This is a genomic window from Exiguobacterium sp. N5 (assembly GCF_025842465.1).
GTDB classification, from domain to species: domain Bacteria; phylum Bacillota; class Bacilli; order Exiguobacteriales; family Exiguobacteriaceae; genus Exiguobacterium; species Exiguobacterium profundum.
Window position 1 is genome coordinate 1,663,234 of record NZ_JAPAEP010000001.1, and the last position, 22,625, is coordinate 1,685,858.

The 22,625-nt window shown below is 51.5% G+C and carries 21 protein-coding genes; 2 read left to right on the forward strand and 19 right to left on the reverse strand.

What is annotated here, in order from left to right:
* Nucleotides 1-96: 96 nt before the first annotated feature.
* Nucleotides 97-2,793, forward strand: coding sequence for an EAL domain-containing protein (locus OKS35_RS08615; protein ID WP_214690508.1), 2,697 nt, complete (start codon nucleotides 97-99; stop codon nucleotides 2,791-2,793).
* A gap of 12 nt (nucleotides 2,794-2,805) precedes the next feature.
* Here OKS35_RS08615 and OKS35_RS08620 read toward each other — a convergent pair whose 3' ends face one another.
* Nucleotides 2,806-3,534, reverse strand: coding sequence for a DUF3784 domain-containing protein (locus tag OKS35_RS08620; protein WP_214690507.1), 729 nt, complete (start codon nucleotides 3,532-3,534; stop codon nucleotides 2,806-2,808).
* Between the two features lie 97 nt (nucleotides 3,535-3,631).
* Nucleotides 3,632-4,873, reverse strand: coding sequence for a UDP-glucose dehydrogenase family protein (locus OKS35_RS08625; RefSeq protein WP_214690506.1), 1,242 nt, complete (start codon nucleotides 4,871-4,873; stop codon nucleotides 3,632-3,634).
* 104 nt (nucleotides 4,874-4,977) lie between these two features.
* Here OKS35_RS08625 and OKS35_RS08630 point away from each other — a divergent pair, with 104 nt between their 5' ends.
* On the forward strand, nucleotides 4,978-5,238 hold the full coding sequence (locus OKS35_RS08630; RefSeq protein ID WP_264092887.1) for a hypothetical protein: 261 nt from the start codon (nucleotides 4,978-4,980) through the stop codon (nucleotides 5,236-5,238).
* 145 nt (nucleotides 5,239-5,383) lie between these two features.
* Here the strand turns inward: OKS35_RS08630 and OKS35_RS08635 are convergent, their stop codons facing one another.
* The 17 genes from OKS35_RS08635 to OKS35_RS08715 form a co-directional block, all read right to left on the reverse strand.
* Nucleotides 5,384-5,800 (reverse strand): GNAT family N-acetyltransferase, encoded by a 417-nt coding sequence (locus tag OKS35_RS08635; RefSeq protein ID WP_214690504.1) that lies wholly within the window; start codon nucleotides 5,798-5,800, stop codon nucleotides 5,384-5,386.
* Nucleotides 5,800-6,738, reverse strand: coding sequence for a hypothetical protein (locus OKS35_RS08640; protein WP_264092889.1), 939 nt, complete (start codon nucleotides 6,736-6,738; stop codon nucleotides 5,800-5,802). The genes OKS35_RS08635 and OKS35_RS08640 overlap by 1 nt, the downstream gene beginning before the upstream one ends.
* Nucleotides 6,735-7,700, reverse strand: a complete 966-nt coding sequence (locus tag OKS35_RS08645) for a glycosylase (RefSeq protein ID WP_074035922.1) — start codon at nucleotides 7,698-7,700, stop codon at nucleotides 6,735-6,737. Before OKS35_RS08645 ends, OKS35_RS08640 begins: the two co-directional genes overlap by 4 nt.
* 48 nt (nucleotides 7,701-7,748) lie before the next feature.
* On the reverse strand, nucleotides 7,749-8,447 hold the full coding sequence (locus OKS35_RS08650; protein ID WP_159562884.1) for a WbqC family protein: 699 nt from the start codon (nucleotides 8,445-8,447) through the stop codon (nucleotides 7,749-7,751).
* Between the two features lie 14 nt (nucleotides 8,448-8,461).
* Nucleotides 8,462-9,442 (reverse strand): glycosyltransferase family 2 protein, encoded by a 981-nt coding sequence (locus OKS35_RS08655; protein ID WP_214690502.1) that lies wholly within the window; start codon nucleotides 9,440-9,442, stop codon nucleotides 8,462-8,464.
* Nucleotides 9,443-9,482: 40 nt separating this feature from the next.
* Complete coding sequence (gene rfbB, locus OKS35_RS08660) at nucleotides 9,483-10,535, reverse strand: dTDP-glucose 4,6-dehydratase (RefSeq protein ID WP_214690501.1); 1,053 nt, start codon at nucleotides 10,533-10,535, stop codon at nucleotides 9,483-9,485.
* Nucleotides 10,441-11,412 carry a glucose-1-phosphate thymidylyltransferase RfbA gene (gene rfbA / locus OKS35_RS08665; RefSeq protein ID WP_214690500.1) on the reverse strand — a complete coding sequence of 324 codons (972 nt, stop codon included), beginning with the start codon at nucleotides 11,410-11,412 and terminating at the stop codon, nucleotides 10,441-10,443. The genes rfbB and rfbA overlap by 95 nt, the downstream gene beginning before the upstream one ends.
* Nucleotides 11,409-12,530, reverse strand: coding sequence for a DegT/DnrJ/EryC1/StrS family aminotransferase (locus OKS35_RS08670; RefSeq protein WP_214690499.1), 1,122 nt, complete (start codon nucleotides 12,528-12,530; stop codon nucleotides 11,409-11,411). The genes rfbA and OKS35_RS08670 overlap by 4 nt, the downstream gene beginning before the upstream one ends.
* A gap of 25 nt (nucleotides 12,531-12,555) precedes the next feature.
* Nucleotides 12,556-13,533 carry a glycosyltransferase family 2 protein gene (locus OKS35_RS08675; RefSeq protein ID WP_214690498.1) on the reverse strand — a complete coding sequence of 326 codons (978 nt, stop codon included), beginning with the start codon at nucleotides 13,531-13,533 and terminating at the stop codon, nucleotides 12,556-12,558.
* Nucleotides 13,534-13,547: 14 nt separating this feature from the next.
* Entirely contained in the window at nucleotides 13,548-14,660 is a 1,113-nt protein-coding gene (locus tag OKS35_RS08680) for an NAD-dependent epimerase/dehydratase family protein (protein WP_214690497.1), read from the reverse strand.
* Entirely contained in the window at nucleotides 14,624-15,880 is a 1,257-nt protein-coding gene (locus tag OKS35_RS08685; protein WP_264092891.1) for an ATP-grasp domain-containing protein, read from the reverse strand. Before OKS35_RS08685 ends, OKS35_RS08680 begins: the two co-directional genes overlap by 37 nt.
* The gene (locus tag OKS35_RS08690) at nucleotides 15,789-17,024 is read right to left on the reverse strand and encodes a glycosyltransferase family 4 protein (RefSeq protein ID WP_251125262.1); all 1,236 of its coding nucleotides are present in this window, start codon (nucleotides 17,022-17,024) and stop codon (nucleotides 15,789-15,791) included. The genes OKS35_RS08685 and OKS35_RS08690 overlap by 92 nt, the downstream gene beginning before the upstream one ends.
* Before the next feature lie 5 nt (nucleotides 17,025-17,029).
* Nucleotides 17,030-18,073, reverse strand: coding sequence for a polysaccharide biosynthesis protein (locus tag OKS35_RS08695; RefSeq protein WP_159562892.1), 1,044 nt, complete (start codon nucleotides 18,071-18,073; stop codon nucleotides 17,030-17,032).
* Between the two features lie 106 nt (nucleotides 18,074-18,179).
* Nucleotides 18,180-18,818: a sugar transferase gene (locus OKS35_RS08700; RefSeq protein ID WP_214690495.1), complete on the reverse strand. Its 639-nt coding sequence runs from the start codon at nucleotides 18,816-18,818 to the stop codon at nucleotides 18,180-18,182.
* A gap of 3 nt (nucleotides 18,819-18,821) precedes the next feature.
* On the reverse strand, nucleotides 18,822-19,973 hold the full coding sequence (gene wecB / locus OKS35_RS08705; protein ID WP_264092892.1) for a non-hydrolyzing UDP-N-acetylglucosamine 2-epimerase: 1,152 nt from the start codon (nucleotides 19,971-19,973) through the stop codon (nucleotides 18,822-18,824).
* Nucleotides 19,974-19,984: 11 nt separating this feature from the next.
* The gene (locus OKS35_RS08710) at nucleotides 19,985-21,547 is read right to left on the reverse strand and encodes an oligosaccharide flippase family protein (protein ID WP_214690493.1); all 1,563 of its coding nucleotides are present in this window, start codon (nucleotides 21,545-21,547) and stop codon (nucleotides 19,985-19,987) included.
* Nucleotides 21,548-21,565: 18 nt separating this feature from the next.
* Entirely contained in the window at nucleotides 21,566-22,612 is a 1,047-nt protein-coding gene (locus OKS35_RS08715; RefSeq protein WP_214690492.1) for an EpsG family protein, read from the reverse strand.
* Between the last annotated feature and the right edge of the window lie 13 nt (nucleotides 22,613-22,625).

The following is a 22,625-nucleotide window of genomic DNA, read 5'->3' on the forward strand; positions in this document are numbered from 1 at the left end:
AAACCCGACAAAAGTCGGGTTTTTCTTTCGTTTTGCAGGATTTTTATCGCCTGACCCGAATTCGGAAGTATGATGAAGGAAAAAAGGAGGTGCCGGATGGGCCAACCCCGTTTTGCAAAAATTCCATACCGTACCTACACGATGGTGCTCGCGATTGCTTGTCTCATCGGTGTCCTGTTGTTTGGACTTGGCACGAGTTTTTATTGGCATGAAAAACAAGAAGCCATCGACCAGACGATTACGAATTTGAATCAAGCGGCAGACCTAGCTGGTGTCGAAGCATACGTGTCTCTGTTCGAGGCGGCGACCCGGTATGAGGAGCAGTCGAATCAGACGACATCCTTCCTCTCCACACCGTACAAAGAACGGGCACTCCAATACAATGAGCGTTTATTGAACGACTTTGAGGACGGTGTGAACGAACGGGAACGGGAGACACTCCAGACGTTTTCAAATGAGTTGAATCAAATTCTCGAGGCAGAACAGTTCGAAGCGGTCCCAACGGATGTCATCAGTTCCATCAATCGACGATGGCTATATCAAGCACTCGAGCAAACGAATCAATCGAATGCGGCATACGAACTGACTGATGCCATCATGCGAATGCAATCGATTCTTATGCGGAATCGCGAAGCCTTCTTCCGTAACCCGATTGATGCGGATCAACTCACAAACACCGTGGACATGATTGTCGGCGAAGCGACACTTGTTCAAACCATCATCGAATCGAATGAGACACTGCAATCGAAAGCGGTCATCGACGTAGCAGAAAGCGGGCAGTCCTTTGCGAATATGGCGAATCGCGAGGTGTCTCTAGAAGCTCGTTACGTCAATTCAACGAATGTCTACGAGGACGCCTATGGTGCCCTTCGTTCCATCCGTTCGAGTTCTGAGACGATGCTTCAAGAAGAAAGTAAGCATTATCAAGTCTTAGCCACCACTTCATTCGTGGTGACGTTGCTCTTATCTCTCGGACTCTTATTCCTGCTCTACTATACACGCAATCGTTACAATCACGATTTGGCGCATCTCAAGGCACGCGCACTCGCCATCGACCCGAGCCTAGAACCTGTCGAAGCGATGTTTCCGAAAACACATGATTTTCGAGGGATCGAGGACGAGTTACGTGAGATTGCCACGAGTGTCCATTCGACTGTTCATGAACTTGAAAATCGTTCGCAAGATCTCGTGCGCTATCACGAACGTTGGTCGTCCCTCTTCTCTGAAACGGGACTCGCCATCGCACTGATGGATGACTCGTATAATTTAATTGAGCGCAACGAGATGTTCCGGCAGTTTTTCGGTGACCGGAACTTATATGAGATTAATCAATTGTTCACCGAGACGGGTCGCCGCTTGTTCGAGCAAGCGCTCGAAGGTGTGACTGAACATGGGACGAGTGCCCAGTTCATCATTCATCTGAAAGGGGAACATCTCCGTTATCTGAATGTGAAACTGACGCCACTCAAGCGAGAGGAAAAGTTGACGTATTACCTCATCGTCGAAGATGAGACAGACCGGGTCGAACGGGAACGGAAGGTCGACCGTCTCGTCCGTTTCGACTTGGCGACCAATCTCTATAACGAATACGGTTTTATTCGCAAGTGGGAAAAGCAAGAGATTGACGGTGCATTTGTCCTTATCCGGATTCATGACTATCATCATCTCGTTGATTGGTACGACCCTGCGTATGCTGATCTGCTCATGATTGAGTTTGCGCGAGCCGTCGAGTCCCGTCTTTCGAAATATGCCCAACATCTCTTCGGTCGATACCGAGACGACACGTTTATGCTGTATGTCAAAGGCTTCTCGTACGAGGATGAGCACGAGCTGTTGGAGCTATTCCCGACAGAAGTGACAATCAACCATAAACGTCAAAATGTGCATATTCAAATCGGGGCAACTGAGACGGAATCGACTTACAACGATTGTCTGTTCAAGGCGATGAAGGCGTTACAGCACGCCAAAGAGACACGTACCCCTTCGGTTTGGTATGACTCGGAAATTTTAGCCCAGATGCAACTCGCCGCACTGATTGAACAAGCGCTTCCGGACGCCATCCGAAAAGGAGAATTGACGGTCGCGTATCAACCGCAAGTCGAATTGAAAACCGGTCGCGTCGTCGGCGCGGAAGTGCTCGCTCGTTGGACACATCCTGACATCGGAGTCATCCCACCGAACGAGTTCATTCGCATCGCGGAACGTTCCGATCAAATCTTATGGCTCTCACATAATATTCTCGATCAGACGATTGCCCAGCTCGTCGCATGGCAAGGAACTTCATTTGAAGACATCTCCTTGTCGTTCAACTTGTCGGCCCATTCGGTCGACCCTTCCATCGTGGCGAAGCTCCGGGATTCGATTGAGGTATACCCGTGGCTACCTGACCGATTGAAGATTGAATTGACGGAGTCCTCGGATATCATGTCGTATGCGAGTGAACTCGAACGATTAGAAGACATCTCCGACCTCGGCTATTGCCTATCAATCGACGACTTCGGGACCGGATACGCCTCATTCGAAGCGATTTGGCACCTACCGATTCAAGAAGTGAAAATTGACCGGATGTATGTGAGTGGAAAGGCGAAAGAAAGTACTTCCTTCTTACGTGCCGTCTCTCGCTTTGCGAACGAGCAACAACTGACCGCTCTCGCCGAAGGGATTGAGACCGAAAGCGACCTGTCACGCATGCTTCGTGAAGGGGTCGAACTCGGACAGGGCTTCTACTTCTCACCCGCCCTGGACGCAGCCTCATTCGAATCATGGGTCAACAAAAAGGGACACTCGCATTGAGTGTCCCTTTTTTCAGCGTGAACGAATGTCCTCATATAACTGTCTCGTTTCTTTAACCGAAGACTGATTGAGATAGATTGTTTTGTCTGACCAATCGAGTCGGATCACCGGCTCGACATCACGGTCGATAAAGAGGAGCACATCCTCCCCTGCTTCCGTCCGAAAATGTCCGGTCAGACGTGTTCCCGTATCTGCTCCGTTCGTTCGACGCGCGATATCCGGCAATGTCGTCCATGTCACGTCTGCCACTTCATCAAACGGGACCTCACGACCATAACTGCCTTCAATCACGATCGCTTCATCCGTCACGATCACCTCAGTCGGTTGACTGAACCAAAACATGAGCGCCGGCACACCGACGAGTAAGACGACAGAGACAATGATGATCGGAATGAGACGTTTTTTCCCATCTGGTCTCAAGCGCCCCGCTCCATCGTAGATGTTACCGTCATAGCGTTGCATCCGCCAGAGCATCCCGACAATGAATACCATCAGGACGAGAAAGAACGGTTCGAGCGGGACGTTCCAACCAGACAGTTCGATAAGTGCAATGATGAGAAAAAGTGCACCAATCCCGTAACACATCCAGGCAATCAGTCGCGCCACTTTTTTGATGTCGACCCGCTCCTGTTTTTCTTTCGACATCGTATTATATCCAGAGATCAAGTGATACCAACCGAGCCTGTCAACCGCGAAGCCTAACCCGATGACGATTCCTGCTGCTAGAATGAGAATCCACATATGCCTCGCCTCCTCTCCTTTCTATACGTCATGACCGCTACAGAAGATTCACGTCTCGCAAAAACAGGACCGCCTATATGAGCGGTCCTGAACAGTTTTAGTTTGAAGTCGGTGTGTTCGACGGACGTTGCATCCGTCCGATTCCTTCGTATGACACATCGCCCGGATCGCGTGCAAACTTCCATGCGTTTCGTGCATCGATCAATCGACGCTGGCGCATGCCGTTGAAAGCATCCGGTGCCAAGTTCACGATCTCATCCCATTCTGTGACGAGAATGGCATAATCGGCTCCCTTCAGCGCCTCTTCGACCGTCGTCGCTTGTGGATAGTCCCACGTCGCAATCGGATCATACCCGATGACGTCCACGTTACGGGCCACCATGTGGTGAGCGAGTAGAATTGATGGGGCATCTCGCATATCGTCCGTTCCTGGTTTGAATGCCAAACCAAGAATAGCTATGCGCATATTCGGTTCAACGTTCAATTTTGAGAGCACGTACTCGATTTGCGTCTCATTCACTTTCGTCGCCGCCCGGATGACACGTAGGTCGATCTCGTTTTCACTCGCGACGTGTAGGAGTGCGTTCATGTCTTTCGGGAAGCACGAACCTCCGTACCCGATGCCCGCGTTCAAGAACGAACGCCCAATTCGCGGATCGAGTCCCATCCCGTCCGCAATCGTCGAAATGTCAGCGCCAGCTTGATCGGCTAGACGCGACAAGTCGTTCATGAAGCTGATTTTCGTGGCCAAAAAGGCGTTCGAGGCGTATTTGATGAGTTCTGCATTGATCGGTGTCGTACAGATGAGCGGAACGCCAAGGCGTCCGTAGATTCCTGCCAACTCTTCTGCGACTTCGAGGTTTACACACCCGATGACGACACGGTGTGGTTTCATGACATCTGCGAGCGCGCGTCCTTCTTGTAAAAATTCCGGTACGATCGCAAACGTATGAGAGGGATACATGATGTTCAGTAAGTCTGTCGTGCCGGGCGGGACCGAGCTACGAATGACGATTTTATGCTTCGTGTTTAGTTCCGACAAGACTGCTTCGATATAAGATAAGTCACAGCTTCCATCCGACTTGCTCGGTGTCCCGACCGCAAGAATCAAATAGTCGACCTGCTCCGTATCCGCGATTCGGCTTGTCAGGGTGATCTGGTCGGCGTGCTCTTGCAACACCTCTGCCATGCCTGGTTCATGGAATGGCGGGTGTCCACTCATGAGAAGACGTAGCTTCTCTTCGTCCGCTTCAACCCCGATGACGTGATGACCGGCTTTTGCCAAACCACAAAGTGTAGCCAATCCAACGTATCCTAAACCAATAATTCCAAATTTCACATCAGTTCCTCCTTCAATCATCTTTTATAAGCGTACCGAAACACGCCGAAGAAGTGAAGCTTCTAACACTCTCTCGATGTTCTTTGCTATAATGAGTCAAAATGATGGGTGAAAGGACAAACCGCATGGGCTTAATCGCTTTCTTCTTAGTGACATTGTTCGTTTATTTTTGGCTTCCGATCCGGGGGGGACTGAAAACCTTTTTGCTAGTCTTGATTATGGTGAGCGGATGGCTCTCCATTTTTGAACTCGTCTCGATTCTCGAAGCCCGTCCATGGGTCATCGCGCCAATTCTGATCATCGTTGGATCGGTGATTTGGAAAGTACAACGCGACCGGAAACAAGAGCTCAAGAAAAGTGTTTGACCTCGGTCAGGCGCTTTTTCTTTTTGTCGTATTCGATAAAGCTTATCAGATTCCTGCATTCATCAAAAAATCCTCGTACGATGGACGAGGATCAGCTTCGGTTTGTATTTAACTTTCTTATTCTAAAATACGAGAGAGATGCGTTTCATAATATACTCTCCATGACGAGCACATCATCGATTCGGTCGAGCTCGCTGAAGCCGTGTCGCATGTAGAAGGCAATCGCCCGTTCGTTCGTTGCCTCGACGTGCAAGTGAATCTTTCGTTTGTTCGTCTGGATCGCTTCTTCGCATAATGCTTCCAGTAAGGCGTGCCCACTACCGGACGGCGCTTCCGGCAACACGCAAATATGGCTGATGAAGACGATGTCCGTATCCATGTAAGCTGCGATTAGCCCGACGAGACGCCCGTCGTTCCAGATTTCATACGACGTCGCCCGTTCGTGCAGCTTCAAAGCGTATGGCTCTAACTCTACCCGCTCCGACAGCTTGGTCGGGAACAGATGATCACACGCTTCAAGATGCGCCACATAATCAGAAACCGTCCCTTGGTCGCGAGTCATCATACATCCTCCAAAATCGCGACACCAAACCCATGTCGCCCAAACTCGTTCCCGTTATAAAGGAGGTAGTGCCGACCGTCCCACTCGAAGACGTGCGGGTAACATTCCATGTCCGCATCCCATCCGTCGGAACTTCGTTCGAATCCGAGTGCCGAATCATCACGCGTCCAGTCCAACAGATTTTCCGAATAGGCGTAACCTAATCGATATCCGCGTAACGGGTCGGTCCGAAAGCCAAAGGTGTCTCGAAAACAAAAAATCATATGGTAGCGTCCGTCCGCTTCGAACACGGTCGGAAGCGCCTGACTCTCGTCCGCGATTGTATCCGAAACGATTCTTCCGTGACGCTTGAACGTCTGTCCATCTTCTGACGTGGCGAGCGCAATCTTATAGGTCCTTTCCTGGACGCCATCCGGACCCTCTTTCCATGTCGTCCCGTAAATGTAATACATATAGTATTGTTCCCGTGTGACCACAAAGGGGTCGCCGACGAGAAACGGTTCCTCGATGCTCGCCGATAATATCGGTCCGTCGCCGAGCCGTTCGAACGTCTCTCCCTCGTTCCGACTGACAGTGAGACCAATCCCCGTTTCGACCGACACAGAGTCTCGACGGCTCCAGCCACTCGTATAGCCATAAAGCCCATCACGCGTCCGCGTGACGTGGAATGGGAAGATCCCGTGTTCGTCGAATGTCCCCCGTTTTCCAAGTGGGATGATCTCATCTGTGGACACGTCGATGACGTTGAAATCACGTGTCATGTCCACATATCGGACGTGGCTCTTGAACATGTCACCGTCCGGTTCACGGGTCGAGAAATAGATGCGCACAAAATCTCCGAAGACGAGCGCCTGAGGGGACTGGGCGAACGAGGAATACTCCCCGAAAAATCCATACGGCGCCGGGTCGAAGATGTGTCCGAGTTTTTTCCACTTCATCTCGCTCCCTCCTTGCGCTCCGCGATGCCGAATCCTTCTCGTCCGACTTCATTCCCCAAATAGAGTAAATACCGTTTCCCGTTCAACGTGAACGTGTGGGGGTAGGCGACCATCTCGTCATCGAATCCCGATTCTGTCCGCGAGAATCTCATGACCGAATCGTCACGCGTCCAGTGGAGGAAATCCGGAGAAGAGGCATATCCGATTCGATAAGTCCGCTCTGGATTCTTCCGATAATCGGTCGCATCTCGGTAACAGAAAAACATATGATAGCGCCCATCCTCATAAAAGACGTCTGGACTAGCCTGCGCTTCATTCGGAAGTACGCTTTCGATTAAGTCGCGTCCCGCCTTCACCCAAGTGACCCCGTCCTTCGACGTGGCCAGCCGAATCTTATACACCGGTTCAGGACGTTCGCCATCCATGACCCACTCTCGTCCGGCGATATAGAACAAGACCCACGTGTCATGGAAACGCCGAATCTTCGGACCGCTCAAGATGAACGGTTCATCGAGTGTATACGATAGGATCGGTCCTGGACCGACACGCTCAAACGAACGTCCGCCGTCTCGACTGATGGCTTTTCCGATATTCACATTAAACGGAACGGACACAGTACGCGTCCAGCCCCCGTAATAGGCGTGCACCTCATCCCCAACCTCAATCGCCGAGAACGGATAGACACCAAACTCGTCGAACGTCCCACGTGCACCGAGCTCCAGTATCGGTCGTTCACTCACTCGAAGAATCGAGAAATCCTCTTTTGCGACATCCACATACCCGCTGTGACTGACGTATCGTCCATCGATCGGTTTCGGTCGACAACTGAAGTAGATTCGTAAATAGGTATCGCGTTCCAACACACAAGGTCCTTGTGCGAACGCATCCATCCAGTCGAGTGATGCGTCTCGTTGAGGGCTGAAGAAAAGACGTCGATTGGTCCATTCAAATGATGTATTCAACGTGTTCGTCCCCTTTCCCCTAATTGTTGCGGCATCTATCTCGCCCCATTAGACGAGCGTATAGGCATCGAGTAGTTCACGCATTTTCGTCTTCGAATTGAACATCAAGACATCGATGATGGACAAGTTGGGCGTGAACGGATGACCAAATTGAGCATATTCCACAGCATTCATTTGGATAAAATCAAGCGGCACCCCGGATTCCGCGAAACGCTGTTTGTCATAAAGTTCCTGTCCTCCAATCGCATTGATGTAATGCGATGTACGCAAATGATGACAAATCTCGAGTACCAATTGTTCACACTTCAGCGACTTGTCGTAGTCGAGCGAAGAGGCGACCAATAACTCCGTATCCATCTCGAGATAGTCACGCACTTCCGTCAATAACGTTTCTAGATAAGTGGCGACATTGCGTTCCTCATTTTGAATGATTCGTTCAACCATCGGCATGACGTCGGCATAACTTGGTGCGCGTTGATACGCATGGTGCAATAAGCGCAGTTGATAAGTCTCATGAACTGGATCGAGAATCCGCTCATGCTCACGGATCGTACGATGTTGTGTCATATGATCGATTTTCAGATGGATCGGTTTGATGTGTCCCTCGACCAAAATACGGTTTCGATGAATCCATCCTCGTTTCGCAAATTGCACATGGTCCAAAATAACGAACTGGTCCACCGCGTTCATCAATTGAATATAGCCGAGGTATGGGAAGTAGTACGGCTGCATGATTCCTAATTTCATTTGAGCCGCCTCCTTTAACCGAGCTGGAGCGAGCGCATGCGAATCAACCACTCCATCAAGATTGGATGTCGCACCATCAAGTAGGGACGTAGCCGCTCTCTACCGACAAATCGCTCCACATATTGATCATACCGAGGTGACTTCAGCGCTTGAAAATCTCGTCGAAGTCGATGCAACCCGACCTCGAACGATAAGCGAGAGATTTCGATTTCTTGATGAAATCTGCCATTCGTATAGGAATCGAACGCATCCATCATTCGGATGAACGCCTCGATCCGCTCGATGTCGCGCTCCCTGTTTCGTTGACGCCACTTCGTGGTGACCGACCCGGACACACCGAATCGATATACGCTCATCACCTCAGGCATGTAGTAGGCGTAACCTTGGCTTGCGACGTGCAATTTGAGCGCGCCGTCGAAGGCAGGCGTATCGCCGATCCAATCTAACAGATGGTCTGTCAGTCCATTTCGGTACAGCATGGACATCGTTGGAATGAAGCCGAGTAGCTGTAACTCCCCGGCATGATAGGTCCGCGGTTCCGTCGAGGCATACTTTCTGTTTTCAGGCATCCACGGGATGACGCGCCATCCGGTATGGAGTGTGTCGTCCGTTTCGACATACGCATCATGAAAACAGAGCGTACAGTCCGGATGGGCTTCCATATAGTCGACTTGTTTCTGCAACTTTTGCGGGTCGGTCCAGTAGTCATCCCCGTCACAAAGCGCGATGTACTTGCCACGCGCCCTCTCTTCGTTCAACAGATTCACCAACACACCTTGAGAATATTGGTTTTCCGTTTGATAGATGACCCGAATGAGGTTTGGGTGCTGTTCTTCATATTTACGTACGATGTCTGCCGTCCGATCCGTTGAGGCATCCTCATGAATGAGGATTTCAAATTCAAAATCTGTTTCCTGCATCAAAAATCCTTCAATCGTTTTGGCGATGTACGGTTCGTGGTTATATGTGATGCAGTCGATGCTGACCATCACCATGTCGATCCCCCCTTCCCCGGGATGATAGAACGGTGCAAATTCAGGAAGAATACATGTCTTGATAATAGGTTTTGTACGCTCCCGAGACAATGCGCTCAACCCATTCCGGATGTGACCGATACCATTCAATCGTCTCTTTGATTCCTTGTTCAAAACGATAGCGCGGCATCCACCCTAATTCGTCTTTCATTTTCGTCGCGTCAATGGCATAACGACGGTCATGACCAGGGCGATCCGTCACGAATTGGATGCGATCATCGGGTAAGTCAAACGCCTGTAAAATCGTTCGGACGAGCTCGAGGTTCGTCTTCTCGTTATGTCCGCCGATGTTATAGACTTCCCCGACCTGTCCCTGCTGCCGAACGAGATCAATCGCTTCACAGTGATCTTGTACATGTAACCAATCTCGGATATGTCCTCCGTCCCCATATACTGGGAGTAGTTGATCAGTCATACAATGGTGCACCATGAGCGGAATCAGTTTCTCGGGGAATTGATACGGACCATAATTGTTGCTGCAACGGGTGATCTTAATCGGTAATCCGTAAGTCTCATGATAGGAACGAACGAGCAAATCGGACCCGGCCTTCGAGGCGGAATAGGGGCTGTTCGGGGCGAGGGGTGTCTCTTCAGTAAAGAATCCCGTCTCCCCGAGCGACCCGTATACCTCATCCGTCGAGACATGGACGAAACAGACATTGTCTCGGTATTCTCGACTGTATTTGTCGTCCGGATATCGTTTCCAATGCCGCATGGCCACGTCGAGCAACACTTGTGTACCAAGGATATTCGTCGAGAGGAACAACTCCGGCTCAAGAATACTTCGGTCGACATGCGATTCCGCTGCAAAATGCACGACTTCGTCAATCTCAAAGAGAGAGAACAGTTCATCAATCGCCGGACGGTCGCGGATGTCTACTTTCCGAAACACGTAGAGCGAGTCGTGCTCGAACGCCTGGACATTCTCTAAATTGCCGGCATAGGTCAAAGCGTCGACGTTAAGGATTCGTGACGTTGGATGTTTGTCCCGAAAGTGTTTTATGAAATTTGAACCGATGAACCCGGCTCCGCCAGTCACTAGGATCGTATGCATTGGTCTGTTCTCCTTCCTCTAGAAGCGATATCAAATACTGTCCGTAATCGGTCATCTTGAGCGTTTGACCGATGTCGGCCAATTGCTCTCGTGTGATGAACCCACGACGCCACGCAATCTCCTCCAGACATGCGATGTAATAGCCTTGCCGTTCCTGTACCGTCTGTACGAAAATGGAGGCTTTGATCATCCCCTCAGGCGTCCCGGTATCGAGCCATGCCATCCCGCGACCGAACAAGACGACGTTCAACTCGCCTCGTTCCAAATACATCTGATTGATTGACGTGATCTCAAGCTCACCGCGTGGGGACGGCTTCACTTGTTTCGCGAACTCGACGACCTGATTGTCATAAAAGTAGAGACCCGGTACCGCATAATTGGATTTCGGGACCGCCGGTTTCTCTTCGATGGACAAGACACGACGGTCCGCATCAAACTCGACGACACCGAATGCCCGTGGGTCTTTGACCGGATACCCGAACACCGTCGCGCCTGACTGCCGCTCTTTCGCATCCTGTAAAAAGCGCGTCAAGTTCGGGCCATAGAAGACGTTATCCCCTAAGATGAGGCAAACGGAGTCGTCCCCGATGAACGATTCTCCTAATATGAAAGCATCCGCGAGACCGACCGGACGCTCTTGTACTTGGTACGTAATCGAGATTCCGAGTTGATGCCCGTCACCGAACAGTCGCTCATACCCGGAGATGTCTTTCGGGGTCGAGATCAATAAAACCTCCTTGATGCCGGCGAGCATCAACACCGACATCGGATAATAGATGAGGGGCTTGTCGTAGATCGGCAATAGCTGTTTCGAGACTGCTTTCGTCATCGGGTAGAGACGCGTCCCGTTCCCACCCGCTAGAATGATCCCTTTCATCGTTCATTCCCTCCTTCAAGGATTACGTCACAAATGCGGTCGACCATCTCCATTGTCATGTCCGGATACAGAGGTAACGTGATCACCCGATCCGAGACGTACGTGGCGTTCGGTACGGATGCGTCGAATGCGTAGCAGGAAAAATCGGTCACGAGCGGATAGAAGTACTTCCGGGCGAGAATCCCATGCTGCGCTAAGTATGCCATCATGTCATCGCGTGCCTCTCTCCCTGGCGTGACGAGAACCGGATAGTACGCATAGTTGGACTCGGTTCGTTCATTCCGGAGGTTCAAGCGAAGAAACGAAGCGTCCCTTAAACGGGTGTCGTATCGCTCGACCAGACGTTTCCGCTTTTCAATGTCGGTATCAATCCGTGGGAGGTTGCACCGTCCCATCGCCGCCTGAAACTCATTCATCTTGGCGTTGCCCCCAACCGATTCGACGGATTCTGGTCCGGTGATCCCAAAGTTGACGGCTTGATGAATCGCCTCGATGTAACGGGTATCCCGGAACGTGAGCACCCCACCTTCAATCGTATGAAACACTTTCGTCGCATGAAAGCTGAACATCGTCATATCGCCGAACGTCGAGACATCGCGCCCGTCGTGCCGGACACCGAACGCGTGCGCCGCATCGTAGAGGACGTGGAGCCCATGGTGTTTCGCGACTTGTTCAATCGCCTCCACGTCACATACGTTCCCATACACATGAACGGGGAGGATGGCCGTCGTCCGTTCCGTGATCAGCGCCTCGATTTTGTCGACGTCAATCGTATAGTCGACGGGGTTGATGTCACAGAAGACAGGGGTGATTTGTTTTCGGATGAGCGCATGCGTCGTCGAGGCGAACGTGAACGGCGTCGTGATGACCTCACCCGTCAATCCGAGCACGTCAATCGCCGTTTCGAGGGCCAGATGACCGTTCGTCAATAAAGAGACGTGCGGGACGTGGAGACGCTGCTCTAACTCTTCTTCTAATGCCCGCACATGCTCGCCACGGTTGCTCAAGTGACGCGATTCCCAAAGGGGACGAATCATCTCGACATACGTATCAAAATCCGGCATACTCGGTCGCGTGACGGGAATGACGGCATCTGCTTCTACATTTGAACCATTCATGGTGAGATCACCCCTTTCCTTTCGCTTAAGCGAATGCTCGGTTTCGTACTTTGATCAGCCACTCCGTTAAATGCGGCTGCTTGATCATCAGGTAAGGTCGGATTCGATCGATTCCGACGAATCGATCGAGATACGCGTCATACCGAGTGGAACGTAACACATCATACTCTCCTTTCAATCGGTGAAGCCCCACTTCAAAAGAGATTCGTGATAACTCTAAATCCTGATGGTATTTCCCATCGGTATAGGCATCAAATAAGTTGATAAAATGAATGAAGTCCTCATGTCGCTTCACGTCACGTTCGACATTCCCCTCGTTCCACATGGTCGTCGCCGACCCTTCCACCTCGTAGCGATAGACACTCATCACTTCCGGCATGTAGTAGGCGTATCCCCTGCTCGTGATATACAAGCGAATCGATGCATCTCGCGCCGGCGTCTCCTCGAGCCATCGCGGGGCGTCACGGAAATCGTTCACATACAACATGGACATCGTCGGAACGAACCCGAGTAACTGTAATTCTCCGGCATCATACGTCCGGGGCACGGATGAAGCAAGCTTTCGATTTTCCGGCATCCATGGAATGACGTGCCAATTCGTGTGGAGCTTCCCACCTGTCTCGACGTACGCATCGTGGAAACAAAGCGTACAGTCCGGATGGGCTTCCATATAGTCGACTTGTTTTTGCAGTTTGTACGGGTCGGTCCAGTAATCATCGCCCTCACAAACCGCGATGTATTTGCCGCGTGCCCGCTCCTCGTTCAACCGGGCGATGAACACGCCTTTTGAATATTGATTCTCCGTCTGATAGATGACGTTGAATTTTTCAGGATATTTCTGAACGTATTCCCGGATGATGTCTGCCGTCCGATCCGTCGAGGCGTCATCATGGATCAGAATCTCGACCTCGAAGTTCGTGCGCTGTGACAAAAAGCCTTCAATCGCCTGAGCGATGTACTTCTCGTGATTGTATGTGATGCAGTTGATGCTCACCATGACCATGATGAATCCCTCCTTTATGAGACTTCCGCGTCTTGTGCGACAGTGGCTCGATAGGTGTCCGGTTGACTCGCGTCGAACGGCTCGTTCACCCACATCACCGTCACTAAATCTTTCACGCCCGTGTTTTCGATATGATGGACGTAACCTGGCGGAATCTCGATGACTTCAAGCTGTTCTTCACTGACATGGAACGAGATGATCTGATCTTGGTCCATCAATCGGAGCCGAATCACGCCTTCACCGCTGACGACGATGAATTGTTCATGTTTCGACTCATGCCAGTGCTCCCCTTTTGTGATTCCGGGTTTGGCCACGTTGACGGAGACTTGACCACGGTCAGGCGTCTTGAACAGTTCTGTGAACGATCCCCGCACGTCCTGATGCATCAAGAGAGGCGTGACCATCCGTTCTTTCGGCAAGTAACTTAAGTACGTGCTGTACAGCTTTTTCGTAAAAGGATCCGATACATCCGGTACCCCTCTAGCCATTCGGACCGCTTCGAACGATTCAATCATTCGGGCAAGGTCGAATAATGTGATCTGGTGTGTCGGGACATCTGAATCGGTGCTTTCTGTTTTATGCAACGCCCCTACAAACGATGCGACGACGTCATCGACATGGGCGAGCGTCAACACGTGATTGGGATGTGTGACCGTGATGTCCTCTCCTCGTGCAATCTGATAACAAAACGTCGTGACCGCACTGTTATAGAATGGTCTCCCCCATTTGCCGAACAGGTTCGGGAGCCGATATATGTGAACCGGTGCCCCGCTCCGTTGACCGTACAGCCGCAAAATGTCCTCCGCTTCTCGTTTACTGTTTCCGTAAGGATTGTCTTGAGTCGCTTGAATCGATGAGGCGAAAAAGACGGGGACCGGATTATAGGACAGCAATTCGGTGGCGATCGCCTCGGTCAAGTCGACGTTTCCCGTCGTGAATTCTTCGACTCGTTCGGGACGGTTCACTCCGGCCACATGATAGACGGCGTCCGCTCGACGCAGATAGCTGCTTCGTTCCACGGATGATGTCGAACGGGTGATCGGGAGGACGAGATGCCCAGCCCGCTCCAAGGCGTGGACGAGGTGTCTGCCTAAAAAACCGTTCGCACCGGTGACGACGATGTCCATGATTCTCCCTCCGTTTCTTCGGTTGACTGGATGTGTAAGGTCAGCCATCGCTCGGGATGTTCGACGAGTCGAAGCATCGTCTCGACGTCTTCAAACTCTAGAATCAAACTACCGAGTGCTTGATTTGCCCCTTCGAAGCGCGGTACCACATCTCCGACGTTGTAATAGATGTTCGCTTGTCGAATCGTATATGCGTCCTCATCGAAATGGACACCCATGAATCGCCCCGTTTCTTGACTGCCGATGATGAAATAGGCGGACGGTACGGTCACTGGTTTCATCTCGATCGTCACCGGTATCCCGAGTGCGACATCAATCGTCGCCTGGACCAAGTCGACGCCTGTCGCTTGTTCGATGATTTGTGGGATGTAATTCCCTCCGTTCCGTGGACCGATATCCATCAGATAGACGTCTTCTCCTTTGACGAAGATGTCGAAGTTGAACGCGCCTTGCTTGAAGCCGACTTTAGTCAACATGCGTTGCAACGTCTCATGGACTCGCTCAAGCACGTGAGGCGGATGGACACTCGGGAAACTCGCACTGATCGGGGCGAACGGGTTGACTCCGTTCACATTGAAGTGTCCGTTTCCGAAACAACGAAACACCAACTCCCCGTCGACGACAAATCCATCACCCGCTAATTGATAGCCGTCTCGGGTAATGAACTCCTCCACGACTACTTCCTGATTGAATGACATCGTAAATGCCACTCGAAGATGGCGACGAAGCTGCTCAATCCCGTTCCCCCGACTCCATTTGTTGACCCCTTTACTCCCAGAGGCGTCGGCCGGTTTGATGATGTACTCGCCCGCTCGATTCCGTAACGTTTCGACGGCTATTTCTAGTTCGGTAAACGCAAAGGCTTCCGGGACGGCAAAGCCATGTCGCTGTAGGAATGTTCGAAACTTCGCTTTATTCGTCAACGTTTCGACCGTTTCTAGCGAGTTCGTCACTAAACCGAGCGCTTCTCCGACATAGGCGGCCGTTCGCGCCGCCGGGTCGGAGGCATAAGCGACAATCCCATCGATGCCTTCTTCTCTCGCGATGGCGAGGACTGCTTCCCGATCAAGCGTGCTCGTACAGTAATAGCGATCGGCCACGAGTCGACCTGGATTATCCGGTAGATAGTCACAGAGAACGGTGAATATCCCTTGTTGTTTCGCTTTTTGGATGATGGGAACTTGATGCATCGCGCCCCCGAGCAACATCAGCTTCAGCATGGTGAGAATCTCCTTTGCGATAAAGTGGTTGGAGTAAATCGGCGTAGATGGCAGCAGTACTGGCGTTCAGTCGCGGTGTCACGAGTTCTTTCGATTGTTGTCCGTGAGCTTTCAATTTTTCAGGATGTTCCAGATACCGCTTAAGCTCGGTCACGAGTGACGCCACCGTCGGTTCGCATTTGTAACAGTTAATGCCTTCGTGCAGATGTCTCTCAACGTTGTTGACGTCATGGCTGACAACAATCCCCATCCCAGACGCGCAGGCTTCAATGATGCTGATGTTCCCGTTCGAATAGGTCGCCGGTAATACGAGGATGTCCGAACTCCGGTAAACGAGATTCAATCCTTCCCACGACTCGATTTCGTCAAGGAACGTGACGTCCTTCAACTGCTCGTCCTCGATATATCGCCGACACGCATCTGCGAGGTGTCCGTCGCGATTGAGCGACATGGAAAGGTTCGGATATTCTTCTTTCAAGATTCGATACGCCTCCAAGGCGACGAGCGGTTGATAACGTTCAATTAAGCGATTGGCAAACAACAGATGAATCGGGTCATTTGGTCCTTTCTGACGCAATGGGTGCGACATATGCGTCTCGATATCAATCGGATAGGGCGCCGAGACGACTCGTTCGGAAGGGAAGCCTAGTTCCTTGATAAATTGATCGCGTGCGACGTTTCCCATTCCGAAAATCAAATCGGTCCGCTTGAACAGTCGATGAATCCGTGTGGTCTTGTGCAAGCCGTTTTCTCTTGTCAATAACGTCGATTCGCCGCTCGTCTCACCTCGAACGTTTCGGATTGGCTCGCTCATGACGACGACGCGCACCCCGAACAGTTTGACAATTTTTAAGAGAATTGCGTGAAACGGGGTAAAGCCGGCTAGTAGCAAGATATGCGGTCGAAACCGGATGAGTTGGACAAACACATCGAGTGACAGATAGTTCGTCTTTTTCGAGAAATAGGAGCCTCTCAAGACGCGACAGCGTTTACCAAGTGGGATGACCCACCAATCAGGACGTTGATCCGTGATTTGTCTATAAAACCAAAACTCAGTATCAAAATATTTATGGAGCGCGTCAGCGAATTTCACTTGATACGGGGAAGCCATATTGGATAAGAAGACGATTCGTTCTCTGGTCATCACACTCACCCGATTCGTTTCGCGGAAGCGGGAATCGTCCATTTCGCGAGTTCTTCCTGGATGTAAGGTAACGTCAACAAGAGTTCCTTCACTTCCTCCACATCGAGCTGTCTCGTATTGTTCGAGTTGTACTCGCCTTGAGCAGTCAACTCCTGGCTGCCTTCACTGAAGTACTTCTCGTAGTTCAAGTCACGATTGTCGGCCGGGACGCGGAAGAATCCACCCATGTCCTCGGAGACGACTTTCTCTTCCCGGGTCATCAACGTCTCGAACGCTTTCTCACCGTGGCGGGTCCCGATGACTTTGATGGGGAGATCGACCCCGAACAGTTGTTTCACGGCTTCCGCGAGCACACCGATTGTCGAGGCAGGTGATTTTTGGACCATGATGTCACCGGCATGCGCATGATGGAATGCGAAGACGACGAGTTCGACCGCATCGGCCAAGCTCATCAAGAAACGCGTCATGAGCGGATCGGTCACGGTGAGCGGCTCCCCTTTTTTGATTTGCTCCACGAATAATGGGATGACCGACCCACGCGAGGCCATCACGTTCCCGTAACGGGTCCCGCAGATGAGCGTCCGGTCTGGTCCGACCGCACGGGCCTTGGCGACGAAAACTTTTTCCATCATCGCTTTGGAGATTCCCATCGCATTGATTGGGTAGGCCGCCTTATCCGTCGAAAGACAGATGACCTTCTCCACACCCGCTTCGATGGCGGCATTCAAGACATTTTCCGTACCGAGAATATTCGTCTTCACCGCTTCGATTGGGAAAAACTCACACGAGGGAACTTGTTTTAGTGCCGCTGCATGGAAAACGTAATCGACCCCATACATGGCATTTTTGACACTGTTCGGGTCCCGTACATCGCCAATGTAGAATTTTAACTTGTCATGATGATAGCGATTGCGAATGTCTTCTTGTTTCTTCTCATCCCGTGAAAAGATGCGAATCTCTTTGATGTTCGTATCGAGGAATCGCTCCATCACGGCATTGCCGAACGATCCCGTCCCACCCGTGATGAGCAATGTTTTATTGGAAAACATAAGAAGGCTCCTTTCGTAGCTGTCTAGTCTCAGATGTAGGAAGAGCGGTATGTCATCATTTACCCGGTTGGTCTCACTTAAATTGGTAACTTAATGGAAACCGTTATCATTTTTTCGCAACATGCATCATCTTCTTTTCTTCAGACGTCGGGCTGGGTGGGGGCGCCCCTTCCACGATTCCTTCCCGGAGCAAAACGTTCCTGACGGTCAAGGCGATACAGCGCAGATCGAACCATAAGCTCATCTGGCGAACGTATTCCCCGTCGAGTTTCGCCTTCATCTCAATCGGAAGCTCATCGCGCCCCTTCACTTGTGCCCATCCGGTCAGCCCCGGCAGCGCTTCTGTCGCGCCTACCTGTCGACGGGCCTCGACCAAGTCGTCTTGGTTCCACAGTGCGGGTCTCGGTCCGACGATGGCCATCTCGCCTTTTAAAATGTTTACGAGCTGTGGCAATTCATCGAGACTCGTCTTGCGAAGAAACGCCCCGACGCGCGTGATGTGTTTCGTGGAGTCGTTAAACAGATGTGTCGGGACATCGTTCGGGGTGTCTTGATGCATCGTCCGGAACTTATACATCCAAAAACGTGTCTCCCGTAACCCGATGCGCTCCTGTTTGAAAAAGACGGGACCCCTCGAATCGATTTTGATCAAGAGGGCGATGAGGAGCAGAAACGGTGCGAGAAGAAGGAGCGCGACTCCGCTGAGCGTCCCGTCAAAAACTCGTTTGAACGTCATATAGTCCATGGCTCACACCTCTTTCTTCTCGGTCGACACCGGATGTTGCTTCCACACTTCTCGCATCACATAGTCCGTGTAGGACAGCAAGATGCGGAGCACTTTATCGGAGACGTTCGGCATGGCATAATCGTTCACGAGTCGCATCGGACCTTCCGTCTCTTCTAAGATTCGAAGCGCCTGAAGCACCCGTTCCCGCTTCAATCCGACCATCATCGCTGCCCCTTCCTCCATCGCCTCCGGACGCTCATGCGCTTGTCGGATATTCAATCCTTTGATTCCAAGAATCGAGCTTTCTTCACTGATCGTACCGCTGTCCGACAACACGGCCTTCGCATGGAGTTGCAGGTGGACGTAGTCACTGAAGCCGAGCGGCTTGAGGGTACGAATGTTTGGATGGAGACGCACCCCACTCTCACGAATGCGTTTTGCCGTCCGGGGATGGGTGCTGACGATGAGGGGGAGCTGGTACGTGGTCGCGACCGCATTGAGCGTGTCGACGAGATCGAAAAAGTTCTCGTCATCACTGATGTTTTCATCGCGATGGGCCGATACGACGAAATAGGCATCTCGCTCCAAGTCGAGCCGTTCGAGCACGTCTGACCGCTCGATCTTCTCCCGTTGACGATGGAGCACCTCGTACATCGGGCTCCCCGTCTTGATGATGCGGTCCGCCGGTAACCCTTCACGAAGCAGATACTCGCGTGCGATGTCACTATAGGTCAGATTGATGTCGGCGATATGGTCGACGATGCGACGATTCGTCTCCTCCGGGACCCGTTCATCAAAACAGCGATTCCCCGCCTCCATATGGAAGATGGGAATGTGATGACGTTTTACGGCGATGGCTGCGAGACAGCTGTTCGTGTCCCCGAGTAGCAAGACCGCGTCCGGACGCTCGGATGTGAGCACGGGATCGATGGCGATGAGGATATTGCCGATCGTCGCCATCGGACCATCCGCCGAGGCGTCTAACACATAATCCGGTGTCCGCAGGCCAAAGTCTTCAAAGAAAATCTGATTCAATTCATAATCATAGTTTTGTCCCGTATGAACGAGCACATGATCGATTGCCTCGGAGGCTTCGAGACGTGCCATCACGGCGGACAATCGAATGATTTCGGGTCTAGTACCAACAATCGTCATGACCTTGAGTCGTTTCATCTTGTTCCCTCCTAGGATGTGTGGTGAATGGATAGGATGCGTAGTTTCAATTGAGCGAACACTTGGCGGAACATGGCTTTCTCCGTTTCATCAAATGCGAGTCCCCACATGATGATGGCGTATATGCTGATGAGCACGATTCCCTTCAAGCCGAAGCCGAACCAGTTCGAGGACGGGAAGAAGAACTGGATTCCCCAGCCGATGAGCGTGTACAGGAGAATACCGGGCAAGAGTTTCAGATGGCATTTGCGGAAAAAGCCAAGAATGTCGAGACCGAGGACCCGATGATAAATCACGTTCATATAGAAGACGAGACCGACGATGTTGCCGATGCAAATGGCGATGGCCGCACCAATCGGACCAAAGTGTGGAATCAACAGTGGCGAGAGCGTCATACTGATGGCGGCCACGATAAGGGCTGCGAACGCCCGATACTTCACCTTGTTTTCGGCAATGAGTGTCGTGTTGCCGATGTCTTGCGTCAACGTGATCACACTCGGTGCAATCAAGAGAAGCGCGATCACGTAGGAGTCGGTGAAGTCTGGTCCGACCCATAGGTGCATGAACTCTCGACCGAGGATGAAGAACGAAGCGAGAATGAGTCCGACGATATACAGTTGAATTCGACCGATGCGGACGAAGAGGTACCCGATGGCCTCACGATCGTTTCGGGACAACATCCGACTGACCTTCGGAAGGAACAAATAGCCGAGTGAAGCCGCAATGGTCCAGACGTATCCTTCGATGACCATCCCGACGGAAAAGAGGGCAATCGACGCACTGCCTGCTAGAATCCCTAGTAGGCTCGGGGTGATGTTCAACACGAAGCGTTGGGCAACGAGCGTGATCGTGCTCCAGGATGTGAAACTAAAGATGTCCCGATATATTCCTTTCTCTCGATTCTGAAAGTTGGCGCGGACGAGAGTCTTGCGCCGAATGAAGACGTATTCAACGAGTAAGACGATTGTGCCGACCAGCGCATTAACGATGACAAGGGCATACAACCCATAGCCGAGAAGAAGTGCGGTGACCATCAAAGCGACCGTCCCGACCTTCTCAGCAAGATGTAAGGCACTCGAGAAGAGGAATTGTTCATGGGATACGAGAATGCCAGAGAATGGCTTCGTCGGGAACGAGACGACGATGAACAGTCCCGCGATGACATAGAGCACTTTCAACTGTTCGAGTTCGGTCGCTGTCAAACTCGAGTAAATCGAGTCCAAGAAGAAGTAGACGACGGTGAGGATGAGGAAGAGGACGAGTGAGATGGCGATGAACAGTTTATAGGCGATGCCTAAAAATCGTCCTGCCCGCTCGTGGTCCCCCTCCGCCATATACTTGCTCATGAATCGTGAGACGGCCGCATCGAGCCCGAAGTCCATCGCGAACATACTGATGAGAGAGATGGTCAGCATATACAACCCGTAACTCGCCTGCCCGATTTCATGAATCATCCACGGCGTATAGATGAGACCGGATAAGATGCCGAAAAAGATCTGTGTGTAGGACATGACCGCTCCAATCTTGATTTTGCGGTTACTGGCTGCCTCGTCTAGCGTCATGCGTGTCGACATATGCTTCACCTCCTCGTTTTACCAAAAGAACGAATACACCGGCGCTTCGCGAATAAACAAGAGACCGAGCAACATAACTGCCGAGTAATAGACGACGAGTCGTTCCCGCCGCTCGAACGTGCCGACAATCTCTGGAATCATCAACAATAGGAAGAGTGAAAAGTATTGGACGAGCCGCATCATGGACGGGTTTAAGAATGTCAACGGCAAGAGACAGGCGGCGAGTAACAACGCATTGAAGAAATGGATGGCGGATGGATTGTTCGCTAAAATTTGATCTTTTCGCCATAGTGCCATGAAGAGAACAGAGAGCAACATCAGACTGAAGTTGACCGCCCCGGCCCCTTCCATGGCGCTGTAGGTTTCATAGCCAGACACTTGAACGAGCAGATCGAAGAACGAATTCCGGAAGACGAACAATCCGATGACGACCCCGAACATGGTCATCAAATACGCTTTGGTCAGTTGCTTGTTCGCTAAAAAGTAGAACGGGACGAAGATGAGCGAGGATTTATGAATCGTCATGGCGATGCATACGAGCAGAAGGAACCAGCCCAACTTCCGCGCCCGCACGAAATGGTATCCGACGAGCACGACGAGCGCGGTCGCCACCGTTTGGCGTAAGCCGGTGACGGCGAAGAATTCGTAGAAGAGGACCGAAAAGAGCAGGAAACTGATGAGCGGTTCGCTCGAGTATTTGTAGATGAAATAGCCGAGTGGAATCATGAAAATCATCGCGATGAGCACGAGATACACTTGATAGTCCGTAATCACATACTGGATGAGACGTTGGAACAGGTAGAAACCCGGGTCCTCGCTCTCCGTGAAGACGATTTCAAAGAAGCGGTCGGTGAACGCACCGAGCGGTAACGTTTGCGACTGAAGGAAGAGTGCCTTGTACTGCGCGGTATCTGCCCCGACGGTGACGTCTCGGAAGCCTGACAAGACGATCCATTGAATCGTGGCGAAAGATACGAACCAAGCACGGCGACTCGGAATCTCGTGACGGATCAACAACAGTCCCCAACCGACCAACAGCGCCATATTGACTAAATAGATCGTCATCTCAACCCCTCCT